At 55.4% G+C, this 22,966-nt stretch carries 21 protein-coding genes; 16 read left to right on the top strand and 5 right to left on the bottom strand.

Annotated elements, in window-relative coordinates; all coding sequences use genetic code 11:
* Positions 1–41 precede the first annotated feature (41 nt).
* A complete protein-coding gene (locus tag OKX01_RS10850; RefSeq protein WP_249459429.1) occupies positions 42–1,094 on the top strand; it encodes a helix-turn-helix domain-containing protein in 1,053 nt (350 codons plus the stop codon).
* 32 nt (positions 1,095–1,126) lie between these two features.
* Here OKX01_RS10850 and OKX01_RS10845 read toward each other — a convergent pair whose 3' ends face one another.
* From OKX01_RS10845 to OKX01_RS10830, 4 genes are all read right to left on the bottom strand, one after another.
* Positions 1,127–2,023 (bottom strand): recombination-associated protein RdgC, encoded by an 897-nt coding sequence (locus OKX01_RS10845; RefSeq protein WP_108728719.1) that lies wholly within the window; start codon positions 2,021–2,023, stop codon positions 1,127–1,129.
* 167 nt (positions 2,024–2,190) lie between these two features.
* On the bottom strand, positions 2,191–3,864 hold the full coding sequence (locus tag OKX01_RS10840; RefSeq protein ID WP_094196965.1) for an MFS transporter: 1,674 nt from the start codon (positions 3,862–3,864) through the stop codon (positions 2,191–2,193).
* 4 nt (positions 3,865–3,868) lie between these two features.
* The gene (locus OKX01_RS10835; protein ID WP_264671732.1) at positions 3,869–5,326 is read right to left on the bottom strand and encodes a sensor histidine kinase; all 1,458 of its coding nucleotides are present in this window, start codon (positions 5,324–5,326) and stop codon (positions 3,869–3,871) included.
* Between the two features lie 10 nt (positions 5,327–5,336).
* A complete protein-coding gene (locus tag OKX01_RS10830) occupies positions 5,337–6,026 on the bottom strand; it encodes a response regulator transcription factor (RefSeq protein ID WP_094196964.1) in 690 nt (229 codons plus the stop codon).
* 206 nt (positions 6,027–6,232) lie between these two features.
* Between OKX01_RS10830 and recA the strand changes: the two genes are divergently transcribed.
* Complete coding sequence (recA, locus tag OKX01_RS10825; RefSeq protein WP_230017900.1) at positions 6,233–7,315, top strand: recombinase RecA; 1,083 nt, start codon at positions 6,233–6,235, stop codon at positions 7,313–7,315.
* Between the two features lie 83 nt (positions 7,316–7,398).
* Positions 7,399–7,947, top strand: a complete 549-nt coding sequence (recX, locus tag OKX01_RS10820; RefSeq protein ID WP_257504848.1) for a recombination regulator RecX — start codon at positions 7,399–7,401, stop codon at positions 7,945–7,947.
* A gap of 156 nt (positions 7,948–8,103) precedes the next feature.
* Here the strand turns inward: recX and OKX01_RS10815 are convergent, their stop codons facing one another.
* The gene (locus tag OKX01_RS10815) at positions 8,104–9,024 is read right to left on the bottom strand and encodes a LysR family transcriptional regulator (RefSeq protein WP_121739037.1); all 921 of its coding nucleotides are present in this window, start codon (positions 9,022–9,024) and stop codon (positions 8,104–8,106) included.
* 117 nt (positions 9,025–9,141) lie between these two features.
* Between OKX01_RS10815 and metE the strand changes: the two genes are divergently transcribed.
* From metE to OKX01_RS10750, 13 genes are all read left to right on the top strand, one after another.
* The gene (gene metE / locus OKX01_RS10810) at positions 9,142–11,436 is read left to right on the top strand and encodes a 5-methyltetrahydropteroyltriglutamate--homocysteine S-methyltransferase (RefSeq protein ID WP_264671731.1); all 2,295 of its coding nucleotides are present in this window, start codon (positions 9,142–9,144) and stop codon (positions 11,434–11,436) included.
* A gap of 271 nt (positions 11,437–11,707) precedes the next feature.
* A complete protein-coding gene (locus tag OKX01_RS10805; RefSeq protein WP_230017903.1) occupies positions 11,708–12,286 on the top strand; it encodes a DUF2889 domain-containing protein in 579 nt (192 codons plus the stop codon).
* Positions 12,287–12,370: 84 nt separating this feature from the next.
* The gene (gene sucC, locus OKX01_RS10800) at positions 12,371–13,531 is read left to right on the top strand and encodes an ADP-forming succinate--CoA ligase subunit beta (protein WP_094196960.1); all 1,161 of its coding nucleotides are present in this window, start codon (positions 12,371–12,373) and stop codon (positions 13,529–13,531) included.
* 21 nt (positions 13,532–13,552) lie between these two features.
* Entirely contained in the window at positions 13,553–14,434 is an 882-nt protein-coding gene (sucD, locus tag OKX01_RS10795) for a succinate--CoA ligase subunit alpha (protein WP_094196959.1), read from the top strand.
* A 298-nt stretch (positions 14,435–14,732) separates the two neighbouring features.
* Positions 14,733–15,437 (top strand): TerC family protein, encoded by a 705-nt coding sequence (locus OKX01_RS10790; RefSeq protein WP_094196958.1) that lies wholly within the window; start codon positions 14,733–14,735, stop codon positions 15,435–15,437.
* A gap of 4 nt (positions 15,438–15,441) precedes the next feature.
* Positions 15,442–15,567 (top strand): hypothetical protein, encoded by a 126-nt coding sequence (locus OKX01_RS10785; RefSeq protein ID WP_003799533.1) that lies wholly within the window; start codon positions 15,442–15,444, stop codon positions 15,565–15,567.
* Entirely contained in the window at positions 15,564–16,526 is a 963-nt protein-coding gene (hemC, locus tag OKX01_RS10780; RefSeq protein WP_094196957.1) for a hydroxymethylbilane synthase, read from the top strand. Before OKX01_RS10785 ends, hemC begins: the two co-directional genes overlap by 4 nt.
* Before the next feature lie 6 nt (positions 16,527–16,532).
* Entirely contained in the window at positions 16,533–17,333 is an 801-nt protein-coding gene (locus OKX01_RS10775) for a uroporphyrinogen-III synthase (protein WP_094196956.1), read from the top strand.
* Positions 17,334–17,357: 24 nt separating this feature from the next.
* On the top strand, positions 17,358–18,716 hold the full coding sequence (locus OKX01_RS10770) for a uroporphyrinogen-III C-methyltransferase (protein ID WP_264671730.1): 1,359 nt from the start codon (positions 17,358–17,360) through the stop codon (positions 18,714–18,716).
* A 3-nt stretch (positions 18,717–18,719) separates the two neighbouring features.
* Entirely contained in the window at positions 18,720–20,225 is a 1,506-nt protein-coding gene (locus OKX01_RS10765; protein WP_094196954.1) for a heme biosynthesis HemY N-terminal domain-containing protein, read from the top strand.
* Positions 20,226–20,253: 28 nt separating this feature from the next.
* Positions 20,254–20,790 carry an inorganic diphosphatase gene (gene ppa, locus OKX01_RS10760; protein ID WP_094196953.1) on the top strand — a complete coding sequence of 179 codons (537 nt, stop codon included), beginning with the start codon at positions 20,254–20,256 and terminating at the stop codon, positions 20,788–20,790.
* A complete protein-coding gene (locus tag OKX01_RS10755) occupies positions 20,787–21,482 on the top strand; it encodes a fumarylacetoacetate hydrolase family protein (protein WP_094196952.1) in 696 nt (231 codons plus the stop codon). The genes ppa and OKX01_RS10755 overlap by 4 nt, the downstream gene beginning before the upstream one ends.
* A gap of 328 nt (positions 21,483–21,810) precedes the next feature.
* Positions 21,811–22,884 (top strand): hypothetical protein, encoded by a 1,074-nt coding sequence (locus tag OKX01_RS10750; protein WP_264671729.1) that lies wholly within the window; start codon positions 21,811–21,813, stop codon positions 22,882–22,884.
* The last annotated feature ends 82 nt before the right edge of the window (positions 22,885–22,966 follow it).

Here is a 22,966-nt window from a genome sequence, read left to right as displayed (position 1 = left end):
CCGAGTATGCAAAAAGTGACAATCTTAGAGGGGATGACAAAATGAATGGTGCACCCGGCGCGCTTCCCGTGCCTGTCGATGCCGCACGTACCGCCACGGTGGCGCTGGATCTGGTGCAAGACTGGTTTCACAGCCTGCGCACCAGTTATTCGGAGGAGGTTCTGGATCAGTGCTTGAAGCAGGCGGGCATTGTGAAGGGCTTTATTGATCGGCCCGGTGCCCGGCTGACGCGGGATCAGTTAGTGCGCTTGTATCAGGAAAGCGCCAAGAAAACAGGTGATGAAATGATGGGTTTTTGGACACGTCCGATTCGTTCAGGGGCCTTGAAGTACATTGTGCGCACCGTGCGAGATGCGCCTTCCATCAATGTGGCCTTGTATCGTTTTACCCAGTTTTGGAATCTGCTGCTGGACGATTTCAGCTTGAACCTGATCCGCACTGACAAGGAGTTAGGCATCGAATTGGTGCCGCGTTATTCCACGGCCGTTGTACATCGCTTCGGTCATGCGCTCATGTTGAAATTCACGCACGGCATTGTCTCCTGGCTGGTGGGACGTGAAGTGCCGGTGCAACAGGTTGCGTTTGCATTTGCTCGACCGGCCTTTGCGGCGGACTATTCTGTATTGTTTCCCGCTTCAGTCTGTTTTGATGTGCCCTGTTCGCATATTTTGTTTCAGGTGGAGTTGGGGCAGGTGCGCCCGCAACGAACGCAGGTCGAGGCACGGGCCTTTTTGGAACGCGCCCCGCGTGACTGGATTTTTACCTCCTATCGCGAACACGCCTTACGCCTGAAGGTACGGGAAATTCTGCATGCCGACTTGGGTCATACCCTAGAGGATGTGTCGGGAAAACTGCATATGTCCGCACGCACCTTGATCCGCAGGCTGCAAGAAGAAGGCCTGTCGTTTCAGGGGATCAAGGATGAATTGCGCCGAGACTTGGCAATTTTCAAATTGCTGCGCAAAGATATGTCGCTGGCTGAAATTGCTTATGCATTGAAATTCAGTTCGCCAGCGACTTTTCACCGGGCCTTTCGCCATTGGACGGGAATGACGCCTGGTGTGTATCGCGCCGCCCAACAGGAACTGGCCTGAAGGGCGGTTCAGCTAGGCTATGTGGACGGGCTTTACTTGCGTTCGCCGCCCAGCACTTCGACCAGATCGCTGATCATCTTGGCCAGCTCGGAGGTCATCAAGGTCATGTCGGCATCAAAAATTTCGTCATCGTTGACGGCCGTCACGTCTTGTTTTTCAGTCAGGATATCCAGCGGGGCCACGCGTTTGACGTCCAGCGCGTCGGTCAGCACAAAGCTGATGCGATCCGCCCAGGTCATGGCCAAACGGGTGCACTGCTTGCCAGCCTCCACGTGCTTGCGCACTTCGGCTATATCCGCGCTTTGCTTGACGTAGCGCACGGCAGCACCGCTGTCGCCAGTAGAGCGCAACTCGGTGTCCTGGTCCACGGTGAAGTTGGCCAGTTGTTCTTCATCCACCAACCAGGAGGTCATGGCTGCAGCGGGCGATTGCTCGGTGTACAGGGGCTGCACGGGGAAGGGCTCTATGCTTTTGGCCAGCAGGCCCAGCACTTCGTCGCTCTTGGCGGTGGCAGCGGCATCGATAGCCAGCCAGTGGTTGCGGGTGTCGATCCACACACGGGTGTCGCGTGAGACGGCGAAGGCGCGAGGCATCAAGTCCACAATGACTTGCTCCTTGATTTCCTTCATTTGCTTTCGGCCGGGTTTGTAGCCTTGTTGCTCTTCGATATCACGAGCCTTTTCACGAGCGACTTGATTGATCACGGTGGTGGGCAGCAGCTTCTTTTCGGCACGCAAAGCGATCAGGTACTGGCCGTTGACTTCATGTACCAGGGCATTGTTCTCGCGGGGGCTGACCCAGCCCAGGCTCAACGGTTCCTGGCTGGAGCCAGGGGTGAAGCTGTGTTTGGACAGAGCTTCTTCCAGCTCTTGGGCGGAACATACCCAGTCGGGGGAGAGACGATAGATGCGTAGATTCTTAAACCACATGGATACGAAGATAATTAAACAGATAAAGGAAGCGGGCACCATGCCCGAGGCAATGTTCGATTGTACGCGCAGATCTTCTTGTGTCGCCCGGCCATTTACGGACCCTTGCATTTGCCAGAGAGGGGGCGCGCAATGGCAGGCGAAAAGCGTTCGGATGCAAGGCGTTGCTAACGATTGATGTCGTTGTGGCGGGTTTCCCGCACAAAGGGAGCGCCAATTGCAACGGTGACCAGACAGATCAAGATCGGATACCACAAACCATCATATATATTGCCGGTGACGGCAATGATGGCAAAGGACAGGGTGGGTAAAAATCCCCCGAACCAGCCGTTGCCGATGTGATAGGGCAGGCTCATGGACGTGTAGCGGATGCGAATCGGGAACATTTCCACCAGCATGGCCGCGATAGGGCCATAGACCGCCGTGACCAAACCCACCAGGTACGTCAGCAGGAGCACCAGCATGACTTTATTGGTCTGGGCCGGATCAGCACCGTTCGGGTAGCCATACTGGCGCATGGTCTGGGTCAGTTCATTTTTTAGTTCTTGCGAGTGGCGAGCAAAATCGGCTCGGCTCAGATCCCCGCCTTCAAAGCCGTCAATAACATGGTCGCCAATACGCACCTGGGCCACCTGGCCGGGTGAGCCTGTGACGTTGTTGTAGCTGACAGCGTGGCTGGCCATATAGGACTTCACGATATCGCAAGAGCTGGTGAAGGTATGGCTGCCCACCGGATTGAATTGGAAAGAACAACTGGCCGGGTCGGTGATGACAGTCACGGGGGCGTTGCGTTGCGCCTGGACCAAAGCGGGATTGGCAAAATAGGCCAGGCCCTGGAAGGCCGGGTAATAGGTCAGGGCAGCGAGCAAGCAGCCCGTCAGGATGATGGGTTTGCGCCCGATTTGATCTGAGAGCCAGCCAAAAAAGATAAACAGCGGAGTGGCCAGTAACAGAGAAATCACCATCAAGGTTTGCGCCAGGGTGGGGTGCAAACCCAGCATGTGGGTGATGAAAAACAAGGCGTAAAACTGCCCCGTGTACCACACCACGCCTTGGCCTGCGGTCAGCCCAAACAAGGCCAGCAAGGCAATACGCAGATTCGCCCAACGGCCAAAAGACTCGGTAATAGGCGAGGTCGAGAGCGTGCCTTCTTCCTTGATGTGCTGAAAGGCCGGGGACTCTTTTAGATTCATCCGTATCCACACGGAGATGGCCAGCAACAGAACGGAAATCAGAAATGGAATGCGCCAGCCCCACACGACAAAGGCGTCTTCGCCGACCAGGCTGCGTATGCCCATGATGACCAGCAGGGACAGCAGCAAACCGACTGACGCGGTGGTCTGAATCCAGCTAGTGTAAAAGCCGCGTCGGTGCTGGGGTGCGTATTCAGCCACATAGGTGGCGGCACCGCCATATTCGCCGCCCATGGCCAGTCCCTGCAACAGGCGCAGAACGATCAGCATGATGGGGGCGGCAATTCCGATGGCCTCATAGCTGGGCAGCACACCCACCAGAAAGGTGGACAGACCCATGAGCAAGATGGTGATCAGAAAGGTGTACTTACGGCCCACACGGTCGCCGATTCGACCAAAGAGCAGGGCGCCAAAAGGGCGCACTGCAAAACCGGCGGCAAAGGCCAGTAAGGCGAAGATGAAGCCGGCCGTCGGGTTCACGGCGGAAAAGAAGTGTTGCGCCAGAATGGCGGCCATGGAGCCGTAGAGGTAAAAGTCGTACCACTCGAACATGGTGCCCAGGGCGGAGGCAAAAATAACTTTGCGGCCTTGGCTATCCAGTTTGTTCTTGGTTTTCGGAAGGGCAGCACTGGTGATTGTCTGGGGCATGGGTTCAGGCTCTCCAAGGCAAAGACAGTGGGAAACTGACTCGCAAGCGCAGGCCACTTTCCTGGCCCCCAGTCAGTGGCATAAAGTCGATAGAGGCGCCGTGAATCTCGGCGATTTCCCGCACAATGGCCAGCCCCAGACCACTACCGTCCGCCTGGTTGCCCATGATGCGATAAAAACGATCAAAAATCCGTGCTTGATGTTCAGTGGGAATGCCGGGTCCGTTGTCCTCAATTTCCAGCCACGCTTTGCCTGGGGCCTGGCCGGTACGCATGGTGACCCACCCGCCCTTCGGGGTGTAGATCAGGGCGTTGTCCAGCAGATTGTTGATCAGTTCATCGAGCAGGACCGGATCGGCTTGCAAAAGGATGGCTTTGGTATGGTTTTCCAGGCCCAGGTCCAGTCCAAGCTCTAGGGCATCGGGTACACGTTGGCCTACGTGCAATTCGGTTAGCGTATTCAGGTCCAGGGTTTGCTGGGTGGAGGCGTACAGGGTGTCGCTGCTCTCGGCGCGCGCCAAGGCCAGCATTTGGGTAACCAGACGCGTGGCGCGGTCGGTGCCGCGTACCAGTTGTTGCAGGCTGGCTTCGGTCTGCTTTGGGTCACGTTCGCGCAAGGCCAGTTCGGCCTGGGTGCGTATCCCGGCAAGCGGAGTTTTCAGTTGATGAGCAGCATTGGCGACAAACTGGCGTTGAGTTGCTGAAAACTGTGCTTGCTGGGCCAGTAGCCCATTCATGGCATCAATCAGTGGCACGATTTCGGCAGGCGCTTGTTCCTGATCCACGGGTGACAAATCGCCCGGCGCACGGGCGCGCAAGCGCGCTTGCAGCAGGTTCAGCGGCTCCAGGCCATGAGTGAGTCCCAGGCCCGCCAGCATGGCTGCCAGCGGCACCAGAATAAATTGCGGTGTCAGCATCCCGATCAGAATTTCTCTGTGTAGAACCGCTCTATGTTCATTGGTTTCGGCGGCAACCGCCAGAAAGGGCGTGTTGTTCTTGTCCTTGCCGCCCCAGACATAGGCCAGTCGCAGACTTTGATCGTTCAGAGTGACGTCTCGGTAGCGCAGCAAGTCGGTGTCATAGCTCCAGCTATCGGGAACCGGCAAACTGGCATTCCCAGCGAGCGGCTGGCCATTGGCATCGCGGATTTGCCATAACGTGGGTGTCGGGCTTTCCTGCCGCAAAATCGTCTGCGCGCCATGTGACAAATGAATGGCTTGGCTCAGGTCCTGACGGCTGATTTCTACTCGCAGCAAGTCCAGGTGATCGCGCAAGGTGCGGTCATAGGGTGAGTTGGCAATGTGCTGGGCGATGAAATAAGTAATGACAATGCCCACTGTCCACAGCAAGAACAAAGGCCCGAAAATCCAGATCATGATCTTGTGGATGAGCGGGCGCGGAGCCACGCGCTTGTCTTTTGCGCGTGCGTCGGTATTTTTTTGGGGCGGGCTGGCGTGCTGCATGGACGATCCCTTAGGCTGGAGCGTCTTCTCGCAGTTTTTCTGGTTCCAGACAGTATCCCAAACCCCGCACAGTCAGGATGCGTACACCACTAGGCTCCAACTTTTTGCGCAGGCGGTGGATGTAGACCTCGATGGCATTCGGGGTGACTTCCTCGCCCCACTCGCAGAGCAGGTCCACAAACTGGTTCTTGCTGATCATGCGACCGCTGCGTGACAGGAAAATCTCCAGCAAACTGGTTTCGCGTGCCGACAGCTCCAAAGGCTGATTATCTATATAAGCCATACGCCCTTTCAGATCGAAGCTCAGCCGCTTGTGATGCAGCAAAGCGCTGCTGGTGCCCGTGCTGCGACGCGTCAAGGCACGTACACGGGCTTCGAGCTCGGTCAGGGCAAAGGGTTTGGACATATAGTCGTCCGCGCCCAGGTCCAGGCCGCGTACGCGCTGTTCTACGGTGTCGCTGGCGGTCAGAATCAGAACGGGCAAGGTGTCCTGGCGCTGGCGGATTGACTGCAGCACCGACAGGCCGTTTTTTTTGGGCAGATCCAGATCCAGGATCAGAAGGTCGAAGCTTTGCAACTGCAAGGCGGAGTCTGCGCTATCGCCATCGTGCACGACATCGACCGCATAGCCTTCGTAGCGTAAGGAACGAGAAAGTCCATCCGCGAGAATACTGTCGTCTTCGGCTATGAGTATGCGCATGACCCTACACAAACAAATGATTGAATGGCTGTTCGGCATTGTTGCATAAGCTCGACAGGCCGGTCAGTAGGGGATAACGATGGCGCTTGGTGAATATATTTGAATATCTGTGTATATATACAGTATAATTTGATGCAATAATTAGGTTTGATTTTTAATTGCCGTGCCCGTCCGTTGGGGCGCCATTCCACAGTCAAGGATTTTTCATGGACGATAAAAACAGTAAAGCAGTGGCCTCGGAACGTTCCAAAGCGCTGGCCGCCGCTCTGTCGCAAATCGAAAAGCAGTTCGGCAAGGGCTCGATCATGCGTTATGGCGACGACAACGTCGAGCATGACATCCAGGTGGTCTCTACGGGTTCGCTGGGTCTGGACATTGCTTTGGGCGTCGGTGGCCTGCCACGCGGTCGAGTTATTGAGATTTACGGCCCGGAATCCTCGGGTAAAACCACGTTGACTCTGCAAGTCATTGCAGAAATGCAAAAACTTAAAGGCACGTGTGCCTTTATTGATGCCGAGCACGCACTGGATGTGCAGTACGCGCAAAAGCTGGGCGTGAACCTGGGCGATCTGCTGATCTCTCAGCCCGATACCGGCGAACAGGCCCTGGAGATTACTGAAGCCCTGGTGCGTTCGGGTTCGGTTGATCTGATCGTTATCGACTCAGTGGCGGCCCTGACTCCCAAGGCTGAAATCGAAGGCGATATGGGCGATTCCCTGCCCGGTCTGCAAGCCCGCCTGATGAGCCAGGCCTTGCGTAAATTGACGGCAACCATCAAGCGCGCCAATTGTATGGTGATCTTCATTAACCAGATTCGTATGAAGATTGGTGTCATGTTCGGCAACCCTGAAACCACCACGGGTGGTAACGCACTGAAGTTTTATTCTTCCGTGCGTCTGGACATTCGCCGTATCGGTTCCATTAAACGTGGCGACGAAATGGTGGGTAACGAAACCCGAGTTAAAGTGGTCAAGAACAAAGTTGCACCGCCTTTCAAGCAAACCGAATTTGACATCATGTACGGCAGCGGTATTTCTCGTGAAGGCGAGATTATCGATCTGGGTGTGCAAACGGGCGTGGTCGATAAGGCGGGCGCTTGGTACAGCTACGACGGCAACCGCATTGGCCAAGGTAAGGACAATGTGCGTGAATTCCTGAAAGAGCGCCCCGAACTGGCCCGTGAAATCGAAAATAAAGTGCGTGAAAAATTGGGCGTTGTCTTGATGGGCGCCGCAACCAGCCGCCCAGTTACGGCCCCTGTGGTTGATCCGGCCCAGGGAGAAGTCTGATTTTCCCCCCAGAGTTCGATGATGAACCCTTTGAGACAGACCCGGAAGAAATCCGGGAACGTAAACAAGCTCAAAGGGAGCGCATTGCTGCGCTTTCTGCCCGACCCACACGGGCGGGCAGAAATGTAGAAAATCGTTCGGGTGATACTGCGCCGGCTTCGGAAAATAAAGCCTCGTCCAAACGGCCGGGGTTGTCTCTTAAAGCCAGAGCCTTGAATTTTTTATCCCGACGCGAATACTCGCGCCTGGAATTGGGCCGCCGACTGGCCCCTCATGCAGAAAGTGCTGAAGAAGTGGAAGCCTTGCTCGACGCCTTGGTCGAGCAGAAATGGCTGTCCAACGAGCGCTTTGCGCATAGTGTCGTGAACCGCCGTGCTTCGCGTGTGGGCACCCGGGTCATTCTGCAAGAACTGCGCCAGCATGGCGTGGATGTAGAACAGACCGAGATCATCAAAGAAGAATTGATGGCGACCGAGCTGGAACGGGCCAAGCAAGTGTGGGGCAAGAAATTCAGTGCGCCGCCAGATGATCCTCGCAGTTACGCCAAACAATATCGCTTCATGGCCAGCCGCGGCTTCTCGGGTCGTATCTTGCAGCAAATATTGGGTGATTGGGAAGACGATCCGGCTTGAGTGCGCCCCTTCATCGGCAATGCTTTGCGGCACCTCTAGGCTGTATGCTGCGGCCATAAAAAACGTACGTGTGCCCAAGTGTGGAGTACGCTCGTTAATACGTCCCCTTTATCTATATAGCGGTTCAGGTGTTTTGCTATGCCACCGTTAAATAGTTCAAGGTTGCGCGGCCACAATGCCTTGTAGGCTTTTGAAGCAGGTCTCGCGTGCTTGCGCCAAAAAGGCCTGTACATAATCCGCCTGTAAGTCCTCGCTGCGCACTGCGGCGTAAAGCGTACGCCAGATACCGTGCTCGCCCAAACGGCAGGTACGAATCGAAGCCGGGTTCAGAAACTCCGTCAAAGCCCAGTTCGGCAAAGCCGTCACGCCGCGTTGGCTAGCGACCAGTTGCACGATCATGGGCGTCAGTTCGGCCTGTCGAACAGCGGCAGGCTCCACATCGGCTGGTGTCAGGAACTGCGTGAAAATATCCAGACGATTGCGTTCTACCGGGTAGGTAATCAGGACTTGATCCGTCAGTTGGAAAGGCTCTACATAGCGGTACTGTGACAAAGGATGTTGGTTGGATACGGCCAGCACCAATTCGTAGCGAAACAGGGGCTCGTAATGGACGGCCGGATTGTCTTGCGGGTCTGAGGTAATCACTACATCCAGATCCCCCCGCATCAAGGCGGGCAAGGGCGCAAAAGAAAACGCCGCACTCAAGTCCAGCGTGACATCAGGCCATTGCTGCCTGAATGCGTCCAGCGCGGGCATCAACCATTGAAAGCAGGAATGGCAATCAATCGCCACATGCAGGCGCCCCGTACGTCCGGCGGCAAGCCGTTGCAGATCACGTTCGGTAGCACGTACACGCGGCAAGATGTCATCGGCCAGAACCAGGATGCGTAAGGCAGCCGTGGTCAGGCGGGCAGGGCGGGTACGCCGGTTCAGTAATTGCACTTGAAGTCGCACCTCCAGATCTCGCAGTTGGTGCGAGAGGGCGGACTGTGTGACATGTAGACGCTCGGCGGCTTCCTGCAAGCTGCCGCTGTCACGAATGGCGGTTAGGGTCTCGAGATGACGAATTTCAAGCATGTTGAGAGAAACTCATAATTAGCATGGTTTATTTGATTTTTTTTCAAGTAAGTATACAGGCACAATAGTTTTCGAGCGCCTGATGCGGGCCTCTTATTTCTAATTTATGGGTTTACTATGACTGTTATTCATAATCTGGGTTTTCCCCGTATGGGGATACAACGCGAATTAAAGCGCGCTTTGGAAGCCTATTGGGCCAGCCAGGTAAGCCAGCAAGAGCTCTTGGATACAGGCAAGGCCTTGCGTGCTCGGCATTGGGATTTGCAAAGCAAGGCAGGCCTGGACACCGTGCCTGTGGGTGATTTTGCCTGGTATGACCAGATTTTGGAGTGGAGCACCTTGCTGGGGGCAGTTCCCGCCCGTTTCGGCCAGGCTGAAAATGCCCCCGTGTCTTTGGATATTTTGTTTCGCATGGCGCGTGGCCGTGCGCCTAGCGGTAGGGCTGTCGCCGCTTGTGAAATAACCAAATGGTTCAATACGAATTACCACTACATCGTCCCCGAGCTCGCACCAGGTCAAGGTTTTCGGATAGCCCGTGAGTTCTTGTTTGAGCAGATTGAGGAGGCCAAGGCTCTGGGGTACAAGGTCAAGCCCGTGATTCCTGGTCCCTTGACATGGTTGTGGCTGGGTAAGGGAGATGCGTATGAGGGCTTGGCCGATGTGGGCAAGCTCGCTTTGCTGGACGCCTTGTTACCAGTTTATGAGCAAGTGCTGGCTCGTTTCAAAGCCCAGGGTGTGGAATGGGTACAGATTGATGAACCTGTTCTGGTTCTGGATTTGCCTCAAGAGTGGCAGGACGCCTTCCGTTGTGTCTATCAAAGCCTGAACCAATCCGGTTTGAAGCTGCTGCTGGCGACCTATTTTGATGATCTGCACGAAAATGTCACGGTCTTGAAAGACTTGCCCATTGCGGGCGTGCATGTGGACGCTGTGTGCGCACCGGCTGCTTTACAGGCGGTGCAAGCGGTATTGGGGCAAGACCAGGTGCTGTCTGCCGGCGTCATCTCGGGGCGCGATATTTGGCGTACTGATCTGGAAAAAACACTTCAAACTCTGGAACCCTTGAAAGCGGCCTTGGGTGAGCGACTGTGGATAGCACCCTCCTGCTCGCTTTTGCATGTGCCCGTGGACGTACAGAGTGAAACAGGCCTGGATGCTGAACTAAAGAGCTGGCTATCCTTTGCGGTGCAGAAACTTGATGAACTCAAGCTGTTGCAAGGGTTGCTGGATGGTACCTTGGATGAAGCGGGGCAGCAGGCGGTTCAAGCTCAACAAGCTGCTTTGAAAACGCGCCGTGAGTCCAAGCGTACGCACAATCCTGCGGTACAAGCCCAGATGGCCAAAATTAACCAGTTCAAGCGTCAACGAACTCCATTTGCTCAACGTATTGAAGCTCAGCGCAACAAGCTGAATTTGCCCGCCTATCCCACCACCACTATTGGTTCCTTCCCTCAGACCACTGAAATTCGTACGGCTCGACGCGATTGGCGTGGCGGTGCGCTCAGTGATGCGGCTTATGAAAAAGCCATGCAGGCTGAAATCGAGCAAGTCATCCGTTTTCAGGAACGCGTTGGGCTGGATGTTTTGGTGCATGGCGAGGCCGAGCGCAACGATATGGTGGAGTATTTTGGGGAGTTGTTGGGTGGTTTTGCTTTTACGCAAAATGGTTGGGTGCAAAGCTACGGTTCGCGTTGCGTCAAGCCGCCAATTATCTTTGGTGATGTGTTGCGTTTGGCACCGATGAGCGTGGCTTGGTCCTCTTATGCCCAGTCTTTGACCGAGCGTCCCGTCAAAGGCATGCTGACCGGCCCGGTGACGATGTTGCAGTGGTCCTTTGTTCGTGACGATCAGCCGCGCGCCGATACCTGCCGTCAATTGGCGTTAGCCCTGCGCGATGAGGTCTTGGATCTGGAGCAGGCGGGTATTCGTGTCATCCAGCTCGATGAGCCGGCCTTTCGTGAAGGTTTGCCGCTACGTCATGGGGATTGGCAGGCGTATCTGGACTGGGCAGTGGATTGCTTTCGCCTGTCCACCAGCGCCGTGTCCGACGAAACCCAGATCCATACCCATATGTGCTATTCGGAGTTCAACGACATTATGCCGTCCATTGCCGATATGGACGCAGATGTGATTACGATCGAAACCTCACGCTCCAACATGCTCTTGTTGGATGCCTTCGAGAGCTTTGAGTATCCCAACCACATCGGCCCGGGTGTTTACGACATTCACTCGCCTAATGTGCCTGACAAGGGCTGGATGGTCCGATTGCTGGGGGAGGCCGCCAAGCGCCTGCCTGCCGACCGTTTGTGGGTGAATCCGGATTGCGGTTTGAAGACGCGGGGCTGGGCTGAAACGGCAGCTTCCTTGCAGGCCATGGTGGATGCGGCCAAAGCATTGCGGGCTGCTGCCTGATTTAGTGCAGGCATGAAATAAACCGCCTGAATGGAATGTCAGGCCATCGCACGTCCCACCTTGTTGCCGGATTTTCCTAGCATGAAAAAGCGACCTCCCGCCGGGTGGTCGTTTTTTTCATGCAAATTTGGTATACCGTAGTATCGATGCCGCGTAGACCCTGTGTTTGGCCCGCTTTGGATGTGCTTGCTGATTATGTAAGTGGCTGATACGGAACATACGAGGTGCGTTATACTTGATCGGTTTCAATCTTGCCGCCTCGTCCATATCAATGCCTTTGCCCCCGCCGTCCATTGCCCGTGAACCAATGCATACCCGTACCATCACGGTACAGTCGTTTGCACGGGAAGATGGCCTCTGGGATCTGGAGGCCTCGCTGCTGGATGTGAAGTCCTACGACTTTCCCATACGCAATGGCCAAACCCACAAGGCAGGCGATCCCGTGCATTTAATGCATCTGCGTATCACCATCGATAGCAGCTTCGAGATTGTGGATGCGGTGGCGGTCTACGATGCGGCCCCTTATCAGGACAACTGCTCGTCCATTTCGCACGCCTACCGGAAATTGGTAGGCCTGAATTTGCTCAAGCAGTTTCGTCAGGGTGTCAAAGAGCGCTTTGGGCGCTCGGCTGGCTGTACGCACATGAGCGAGTTGGCGCAGGTTTTGCCAACTACTGCGGTACAGACCATGGCCGGGCGACGTCGCAGCAGTGGAGAATCAGAAATCTATCGCACCGATAAGCAGCCTTTCCACCTGGATGGCTGTCATGCCTTGCGTTTGAGCGGTCCCGTGGTTGAGGAGTTTTATCCCATCTGGTATCGACCCAAAGTCACCGACGGGATGGACTAGTTTTTTGTTTTAGTCAGGTCTCGGGCTCTGGCCTGGAGTTCCTGCCTTCTTTTTTTATTGTGTTTTTAGACTGACAGGTATCACATGAAAATTCACGAATATCAGGGCAAAGCACTGCTTAAGCAGTTTGGCGTTGCCGTGCCACGCGGAATTCCTGCCTTCTCCGTCGATGAAGCGGTTGCAGCTGCGCAGGAGCTGGGTGGCTCTGTGTGGGTTGTTAAAGCCCAGATTCACGCCGGTGGCCGTGGCAAGGGCGGTGGCGTCAAGCTGGCTCGCTCGATAGACGAAGTGCGTCAACTGGCCTCGGAAATCCTGGGCATGCAGTTGATCACTCACCAAACTGGTCCTGAAGGCCAGAAAGTGGGTCGCCTGCTGATCGAGGAAGGCGCGGACATCAAGAAGGAATACTACGTCGGTATCGTTACCGACCGTGCTACCCAGCGCGTGGCCGTGATGGCTTCCAGCGAAGGCGGCATGGAAATTGAAGAAGTGGCCGAGCGTGACCCCGACGCCATTCTGAAAGAATTCGTGGACCCTGCCGTTGGCCTGACCGACGAGCAAGCTACCAAGCTGGCTCGCGGTATCGGCGTTCCTGACGCTTCCATCGAGAAAGCCGTTGCTGAATTCCAGAAGCTGTACAAGTGCTACACCGAAACCGACGCTGAACTGGCCGAGATCAACCCTCTGATCCTGACCGGCTCGGGCGACATCATCGCTTTGGACGCCAAGTTCAACTTTGATGGTAACGCCTTGTTCCGTCACCCCGATATCGTGGCTTTCCGTGACCTGGCTGAAGAAGATCCTGCTGAAGTTGAAGCCAGCAAATACGATCTGGCCTACATCCAGTTGGACGGCAATATCGGCTGCCTGGTGAACGGCGCTGGTTTGGCTATGGCAACCATGGACACCATCAAGCTGTTTGGCGGCGAGCCTGCCAACTTCCTGGACGTGGGCGGTGGCGCTACGGCCGAAAAAGTGACCGAAGCCTTCAAGATCATGTTGGCCAACAAGGGCGTCAAAGCCATTCTGGTTAACATTTTCGGCGGCATCATGCGCTGCGACGTGATCGCTGAAGGCGTGATCGCTGCGTGCAAGGCCGTCAACCTGAACGTGCCTCTGGTGGTACGCATGAAGGGTACCAACGAAGAGCTGGGCAAGAAAATGCTGGCCGATTCCGGTCTGCCCATCATCAGTGCTGACACCATGGCCGAAGCGGCGACTGCTGTTGTCGCTGCCGCCAAGTAAGAAAAGGTTGAGGATTAGCAAATGTCGATTCTGATCAATAAAGACACCAAAGTCATCACGCAAGGGATCACCGGCAAGACCGGCCAGTTCCACACCCGCATGTGCCGTGAATACGGTAACGGCATGGAAGCCTTTGTGGCTGGCGTGAACCCCAAGCGTGCTGGTGAGGATTTCGAAGGTGTACCTATCTACGCCTCCGTGTCCGACGCCAAGGCTGAAACTGGCGCGACCGTGTCGGTTATTTACGTTCCACCCGCAGGCGCTGCTGCTGCCATCTGGGAAGCTGTCGAAGCGGACCTGGACCTGGTTATCTGCATTACCGAAGGCATCCCTGTTCGCGACATGCTGGAAGTTCGCAACCGCATGCGCGCTGAAAACCGCAAAACCTTGCTGCTGGGCCCGAACTGCCCCGGTCTGATCACTCCTGACGAGCTGAAGATCGGTATCATGCCCGGCCACATTCACCGCAAGGGCCGCATCGGTGTGGTCAGCCGCTCCGGCACGCTGACATACGAAGCCGTTGCACAAGTAACCGAACTGGGCCTGGGTCAATCCTCGGCTGTGGGTATCGGTGGCGACCCAATCAACGGTCTGAAGCACATCGACGTACTGAAGATGTTCAACGACGATCCTGATACCGATGCCGTTATCATGATTGGCGAGATCGGCGGTCCAGACGAAGTCAACGCGGCTTTGTGGGCTAAAGACAATATGACCAAGCCCGTTGTTGGCTTTATCGCTGGTGTGACAGCGCCTCCCGGAAAACGTATGGGTCACGCTGGTGCCCTGATCTCCGGCGGTGCCGACACGGCCGATGCCAAGCTGGAAGTGATGGAAGCCTGCGGTATTCGTACCACTCGTAACCCATCCGAAATGGGTAAGCTGCTCAAGGCAGTGCTGTAAATAGTCGTACCAGGGCCCGCTTCGGCGGGCTCGTTGTCTGGCTGCTTTAGGCAGCCGGGCAAGATTGGCCAGCCGGTTTCGTCAAGAAAAACACCACAACCGGGCGCATTCCTTCCCGAATCTGGCCAGCCTGATCATGCTCAAACGAATCAAGTAAGAAAAAGCCCCCATCTTGCATAGGCTAGGATTAGCTTGCTGCGTTAAGGGGCGTTGTTGTCTTGGAACGGCCTGGCTACAAAAAAAGAAAAGTTGTCCAGCGTCTGGGAAGAGGGCTCACGTTTAGCGACACGGGAACGAAATGATTGAATTTCTCCAAACCCTGCATTGGGGTTCACTGTTTCAAATTGTACTGATTGATATTCTGCTCGGTGGTGACAATGCGGTTGTGATTGCGCTTGCCTGCCGCAACCTGCCTCAGCAGCAGCGCATGCAAGGCATTTTGTGGGGCACTGTAGGCGCGATTATTCTGCGTGTCATCCTGATCTTCTTTGCGCTGACCTTGCTGGACCTGCCCTTGTTGAAAGTGGTGGGCGGTCTTTTGCTCATGTGGATCGGCATTAAGCTGTTGATGCCCGACGATGATGCGCACGGCAATATCCAAGGGGGCGGCACGATCTGGGCCGCCGTTAAAACCATTATCATCGCCGACTTTGTGATGAGCCTGGATAACGTGATTGCCATTGCCGGTGCAGCGCAAAACGCGCATCTGGACCACCAGTTGGGCTATGTGATCTTTGGTTTATTGCTCAGTGTCCCCATTATTGTCTGGGGCAGCACTCTGGTCCTGAAATTGATCGACCGTTTCCCTATCGTGGTGACCCTGGGTGGTGCTTTGTTAGGCTGGATTGCAGGCGGCATGCTGGTCACAGACAAGATTGTGGAAAATCAATTTGGCGTGCAGCCCCAGCCTGTTAAACTCGGAGTCGAGATTGTTTGTGCCTTATTAGTGGTGGCGCTGGGCAAGTGGCTGGCGCACCGTAAAGGTTCTACCAAGGAAGCATAATTCTATGGCAATTTTTAAATCCTCTGACGCCAAAGGTCAGGAAAGCGGTCTGTCGCTGCTACAAGGCTTAGGTATCCTGGCCATTATCGGTATTGTTGCTGCCGCTATCGTGCGCTACTTCGCTGCGTGATTGTTGTGGCTTCTACTCCTCAGGAATTGGTGATTGCCACTCGTGCCAGTCAACTGGCCTTGTGGCAAGCCAAGCATGTACGCGACCGTTTGCAGCAGCTGTACCCGCAATGCAAGGTGTCCTTGCTCGAAATGACGACCCGTGGCGATCAGATTCTGGACCGTACGTTGTCCAAGGTGGGCGGCAAGGGTTTGTTTGTCAAAGAGCTGGAAACCGCCTTGCTGGATGGCCGTGCCCATCTGGCGGTGCACTCTTTGAAAGATGTGCCAGTGGTATTGCCCGAGTCCTTTGATCTGCCCATCATCATGGAACGGGACGACCCACGCGATGCTTTTGTTTCCAATACTTATGCCAATCTTGCGGCTTTACCTGCTGGTGCCATCGTAGGGACTTCCAGCTTGCGCCGTGAGTCTCAGATTCGTGAACGCTACCCGCACCTGGACATCCGTCCGTTGCGTGGCAATGTCCAGACACGTTTGTCCAAGCTGGATCGTGGCGATTACGACGCCATCATTCTGGCTTCGGTTGGTTTGCGCCGTCTGGAGTTAGCCGAACGTATCCGCGATTACATTTCGATTGAAGACAGCTTGCCGGCGGCCGGACAGGGGGCTTTGGGCATCGAGATCCTGAAAACCCGTACCGATGTGGCCCACTGGCTGGCGCCTTTGGCTCATTCCACCAGCCATGTGTGTGCGCTGGCCGAACGGGCTGTATCGCGCGCCTTGGGCGGTTCCTGTCAGGTGCCTTTGGCCGCTTATGCCACGCTGGATGGTGACGAACTGAATCTAAGCGGCCTGGTGGCCGAGCCTGATGGTTCCACGGTTTACCGTGCCCAGATCAGTGGTGCAGCTAAAGATGCGGAAGAGCTGGGTCTGTCTCTGGCGGACGACCTGAAGCAGCAAGGTGCCCAAGCCATTCTGGATCGCTTGCTTACGGAACTACCCGTAGAAGGTGAGTAAAGCGGCATGAACCTGCCCTGTGTCTTGCTGACCCGCCCTGCGGGACGGAATGAAACCCTGTCGGCCGCCCTGGCTGTGCAGGGTTTTTCTTCCTTGGTCTTACCTGCCTTGAGCCTGCAGGCTCAAAACCTGTCTGAGGAACAATGGCAAGACCCCAACGATTTTGATCTGGTGCTCTTTGTGAGCAGCAGTGCCGTTAATTTCTATTTTGCGGCCTTGCAGGCGCGTGGCCGGAGCTGGCCTAACAACGTATTGCTGGCCGCTGTTGGTTTGGCCACCGCCACCCGCCTACGCACCCAGCCGGGCGTGTGTTCAGAAGCTGTACTACACCCTGAAAGTGCTGACTCCTTGCAGGATTCAGAGGCCCTGTGGACGGTGCTGGAGCCCCGGCTCGCGCAACTTGAGCGGGTGCTGATTGTGCGTGGCCATAATGGCCGTGAGTGGTTGGGGCAACAACTGGAGAAACGCGGTATTCAGGTTCAGCGTCTGGCCATTTACCAGCGTAGTCCTGCTCAGTGGAGCGTGGAGCAGGGCCGTCAAATTCGTGCCAGTTTGCAGGCAGGCCGTCTGGCCGTGTTGCTTAGCAGCTCTCAAAGTGCCGATGCGGTATTTGCGAATGTCCAAAGCCTGGGTTTGATGGACGTTTGGGCGCGATGCGCCTATGTGGTCATTCATCCGCGTATTGAGGAACATTTACAGTCCTTATTGCGGCAGGCTGGAATCACAGCGCCACCAATGGTAAAAAGGTGTACGCCAGACGATGATGACATTGTCGCTGCCTTGATGGCGGTGCTCTCGCGCGATTAGCCTTACACGGATTACAATCTTGCCATGAACGATAAAACAGAGAACGCATCCGCAAGCGAACCGGAGACTCCGATTTCCAGCCCAGCCAGTACACCGGCTTCTCGTCCGTACTCCGATCCTAAAGAAAGCACCACCACGCCTGAACAGCGTAAAAGTGGTGCAGGTCCGGCTTATGCCTTGACGGCTGTTGTTGTGGTGCTGGCTGCTGCCGGTCTTTGGTACCAGAATTCATTGCTGGAAAAGCACAAGGCCGAGCTGCAGGCCCAACTGGCAACCAATATCAACACCACGGAGCAGGCGCGCCAAACCGCGCAGCAGGCGCTGGCATTGGCACAGCGTCAATCTGACAAGCTCGCCCAGTTGGAGAAATCCTTTAACGATTCCACCGAACAGTTTCATGATCTGAGTCAAGCCTTCCAGACCATGACAGACAGCGGCTCGGAATTGGTTCTGCTAAATGATGTCGATCACTTGGCCACGATTGCGCAGCAACAACTGATGCTCGGTGGCAATGTAGCCAACGCCATCGTTTCTCTGGAAGCCGCCCAGGCGCAGTTGGCGCGTGCTAATCGTGTCGGTCTGGCCTCCTTGCAACAAACCCTGAATGGCGATCTGGAACGCCTTCGAGCGGCAGCCACAGTGGATGTGGCCTCTTTGTCCCGCCAACTGGACACCTTGTCGCGCTACGTATCGGAAGCTCCTTTGCTGGTGCCCGATGATGTTGCCGGCGGTGCGAACACCGAAGCCCTGGACTTGTCGTCCGAGTCGGTTGCGTCTGCCGAGTTGCCTGCGGATGCCCCTTGGTGGGAACGCAGCTGGAATACGGTGCAGCAGTGGGGAAGTAGTGCGTGGCGCTCTGTCAGCCACGATCTGGGGCAGTTTGTCTCCATTCGTCGTGTAGACGATGCCGCTGCTTTGTTGATGTCGCCCGATCAGGCCGCCCGTCTACGTGAAAATCTGCGTCTGCGCATTATGGCCGCACAGTTGGCCATGATGATGAACCAGTCTGCTGTCTGGCAGACCGAGCTCAATGCGGTGGCGACGGCCCTGGAAAAACGCTTTGATACCCAGTCGAATCAGGTTCAACAAGCCTTGCGCCTGACCCGTCAATTGCAAGACACTCGCATCGGTGCGCGTTTGCCTACCGTGAATAACACCTTGGCAGCCATTGAAAGCCTGCGTCAAGCCCAGGCTGGTCGTAGTCAGAACAACACCGACGACACCACGACGGAGCAGGGCGACACCGGCCCCGTCCCGTCCGACTCTTCTCAATCCACAGAACCAGCCAAGCAGGAGGAGCCTGCTGCTTCTGCTGCTGAGCAGGCTGAGTCTGGCGCTCCTGCTCAAGCCGAGACGGAACAGCCCGCGCAGGCGCAGGGGTAAGGTATGCGTACTTGGTTTTGGACTCTCATCTTATTTGTCGCCGCAGTTGCCTTGGCCTTGGTCTTGCGTGAACATGCTGGTAACGTCTACTTGGTGACACCGCATTATCTGGCGCGTGCGTCGCTGACCTACGTGGTTCTGTGTACGCTCGGTCTATTCATCGTCCTGTATGTGCTGTTGCGCTTGTTGGCGTGGTTCAGTGATGGCCCAGAGCGTTTTCGCCTGTGGCGCGGCCGCCGTGCTCAACGCCGCGATCAAACCTTGCTGGAAACAGGCTGGATCAGCATTCTCGAAGGCCGTTACGAACAGGCCGAGAAAGACATGATGAAGCTGATGAGCAAAACCCGCTCGCAGACCAGCAAAGTCGTGGCAGGTTTGGCAGCGGCACGTGCGGCACATTATCAAGGTCAGATTGCCCAACGTGATGAAGCTTTGGCGGCCGCTCGTGCCGCTGCGGGCGATGATGTGCGTTTGAAAGAAGCCAGTGCCGTCGCCTCGGCCGAGCTGTACCTGGATCAGAACCGTACAGAAGAAGCCATCGAGCTATTGCAGGGTTTGCAGGACGCCAGTTCGCGCCATCTGCATGCCACTCGCTTGCTATTGCGCGCCTATCGTCAACAAGGCAATGCCGAACGCGTGTATGAATTGACCCGTTTGCTGGTGCGTCGCAGTGGCATCGAGCGTCAAGAGGCGCTCAATTGCATTGAATTTGCTGCTGCCGCTCGTTTGCGCGCGGGCGGTGTTGAACAGTTCAAGGCCTTGTGGTCGGACCTGAAATCCGAAGAGAAAGTCTTGCCCGGCATAGCGCTGGAAGCCGCCCTGATTCAAGAGCGTGAAGGTAATTACGAAGAGGCCGGCCGTATTTTGGAACCGGCCATTGCGGCTAGTTTCGACAGCCGTCTTCTGGAAGCCTACGCCCAGTGCCCACCTGAATATGTGGGCCGTCGTTTGGCCAAGGCCGAAGAGTGGTTGCGTAGCCAGCCCAACAATCCGGTCTTGCTATCCACCTTGGGCCACCTTTGCCTGACCAGCCAACTGTGGGGGCAGGGCGAGCACTACCTGCTGCGCAGCCTGAAAATCCAGGGTGATCTACGCAATCACGCCTTGCTGGGGAACTTGTACGACAGCCTGGGTCGCCACGATGAAGCCGTTTCTTACTGGCGTAAGGCGGCTTCCATGGCCGGTACTTTGCCGATTCTGGCGGTCAGCACGGCCTTGCCAGCGGCTGATACGCGTCATGACCCCAGTCATACTGATGCGGATAGTTTGCCATCGCAAAATGACGATGATCTGCCGCGTTACACCTATGCCGCCAGCGTCGTGGCCGAGGACCTGCCTGATCAAGGTCGTCCCTTGCCTGTCGTGGCCGAACCCGTGCCTCCTGCAGCTTCGCCTTCGCAAGATAGCGTGAGTTCCTCTTCGGATCTGGATGATTACTTTGATACGGCTCCCATTCCTGGGGTCGATCTCTCTCAAACTTCGGACCGTCCTCGACGCTCCAATGATTAATCTCTTTTATTTTTAAAGGTTTGCACGAATGAGCCTCGCCCAAGTACCTGCTGGCAAAAAACTGCCTGACGAGATCAACGTAGTCATCGAAATCCCCATGAACTCGGACCCCGTCAAATATGAAGTTGACGAGAACGGCGTGGTTTTTGTGGATCGCTTCATGCTGACCGCCATGCACTACCCTTGCAACTACGGCTACGTTCCGCAAACCATTTCGGACGATGGCGACCCGGTTGACGTGCTGGTGATCGCTCCTTTCCCCATCCAGATCGGTGCCGTGATCCCTTGCCGTCCTATTGGCGTGCTGCACATGGACGACGAGGCAGGTGGCGATGCCAAACTGCTGGCTGTGCCTACCGACAAGCTGTATCCCCTGTACCGCAACGTGAAATCGCCTGAAGACCTGCAGCCTGAAGAGCTGGAGCGCATCAAGCACTTTTTCGAGCACTACAAAGACATCGAAAAAGGCAAATGGGTCAAGGTCAAGGGCTGGGAAGGTATCGAAGCTGCCAAGAAAGAACTGGTAGACGGTGCCAAGCGTTTTGCTGACGGCCAGGCAAAATGAGCACGGTTATCCCCGCGCCGGCAATGGCGGCATTGAACGTACAGGGCAGTGAGCAGGTTTTTCCTGTGCGCCGCATTTATTGCGTCGGCCGCAATTACGTCGAGCACGCACAGGAAATGGGTTTTACCGGTCGAGAAGATCCTTTCTTCTTTTGCAAACCGGCGGACTCCATTTTGAATGTGCTGCCCGGCCAAGTTTGCGACATGCCGTACCCCTCTCGCACCCAGGATCTGCACCACGAGATCGAACTCGTCGTTGCCTTGTCCCAGGGCGGGCGTGATCTTACGGTCGAGCAGGCTGCTGAATGTGTGTGGGGATACGCGGTGGGTCTGGACATGACCCGCCGAGATTTGCAGACGCAAGCCAAAAAAGCCGGTCGTCCTTGGGAAGTGGGCAAAGCTTTTGACCATTCCGCACCGACCGGCCCTCTGGTGCCACGCAGCCGTATTGGTGAGCTATCCCAAGGTGCGATCACCCTGGACGTCAACGGCGAGCGTCGTCAGACCGGCGATTTGAACCAGCTGATTTGGAATGTGGCTGAGTCCATCGCTTATCTGTCGGGTCTGTTCGAGCTGGTCCCTGGTGACATTATCTTCACTGGAACCCCAGCCGGTGTCGGCTCGGTGGAACGAGGCGATGTGATGCACGGGGCGATCGACGGTCTGGGCAGCATAGACGTGCGTCTGGTCTGACCCAAGTCTGACTAGCTAGTCATAAACCCGTCTGGAGAGCAGTCTCCAGACGGGTTTTTTTATGGGTCTCTGATACGGGCCAACTGCATACAGACTTGCTATCAAGACAGGGTCAATGAGGGCATCTCTTGCGAGCCTCCCACCATTTCTGATTTTAGGGTTGGCCACGTTGCAAGCTAAGTAATAGCGGCGGCGATGGGTCTTTCTTCTATGATGTATCTGCTTATTTGGGCGTTACTTCGCGGGGACAAGATTTTTATGGTGGGCATCGTGATTGCCTATCACTTAATTTTGATTTTGATTCACGCTTTGGTGAGGGCATTGATCTATGGAAAAGGTAAAGCCGGAATTTTCGGTATGGAGGACGCTGAAATCTGTAAATGGATTGGCGTTGCTCTGGAATCTTGTTTTGATTTTGGGGGGACTCGTACTGTTAGCCTTTGTCTTGAGTAATGGTTTCTTGCCTGAGCTGGATTTGTCGGGAGCGGTGTCGCTGTTAGCCAGCGTGTCACTTGTGAGTCTGTTTTTCATTTTCGTGATCTTTATGTTGACCACAGCTGGTGGGTGGGCCATGTATAGCTGGTTTGGGAAGTGGGATGCAAAGCTACGTGGTCAGACATCAATGCTAGTTGCGCTTTTTGCTGCTAGCGCTGTCTATGCAGCTTTGAGTATCCCCGGGGAGGCCCCGAGGCTAATTCGGATTGTCTCTGTTGTCGTCTTTATTGCTATGACGGTTTCTTGCTTGCTATTTGGGGCTTGGCGTTTCAAGGTGGCCAGATCAAATCAGGGATTTGGGAAAGAGTTAGGTTTGTCGGCTGGTGCATTATTCATTGGCGTTGTGCTTATGACTTATAACGCGATGGTGTTTTTACAGCTTTATCGAGCCCAGCCAGGCAGTGAGGATGTAGCGCAGTGGGCAGGGTTCGGAGTGTGGCTAATTGCTCAGGCAGTATGTATGGGACTAGTGGCGTCGTGCAATACGCTTACAGCACGTCTTCAGGTTTCAGGTGCGCTGGGTACGGTCGGATTCTTTTTCTTGCTTATTTTTTCGAATAATCCGAATTTTGTGATGGATCGGGTGGCTAAGGCTTTAGGAATTGGGGCCTTACAAGATATAAGTCTGGCGGTTACCGGGGAGGGCTGCCAAGTTCTGAGTGTCTTCAGTGAGGGGTTTCTATGCACACCCGAACTAGATGTGTCAGTGTATGTAATTGAGCCTGTTACGCTGCGCTCTCGTTTTGGGAAGCAAGTGTTAATCGAGTACGCCAGACCTTTAGATGGCTCAGGTGACTCTAACGAGACAATAGTGTTCAAGGTTGTGATGCAGGCTGCCGATGTCCTGGGATGGCAAGTTCGGGGAGTCGCGGGCAAGATGACTGCTGAGGAAAGAAGAGAGAGGTGATGTAGAACTACTTAAGTTTGTGATAGGAGTTAGACATCCAATCCAGTCTTTCCGTAAAGTTTTGCTAGTTTTAGTTATTGGA

The sequence above is a fragment of the Alcaligenes sp. SMD-FA genome, from assembly GCF_025960365.1.
GTDB lineage: Bacteria > Pseudomonadota > Gammaproteobacteria > Burkholderiales > Burkholderiaceae_B > Alcaligenes > Alcaligenes aquatilis.
The sequence above is the reverse complement of the archived record's forward strand: the minus strand, read 5'-3'. Positions and strand labels throughout refer to the sequence as shown.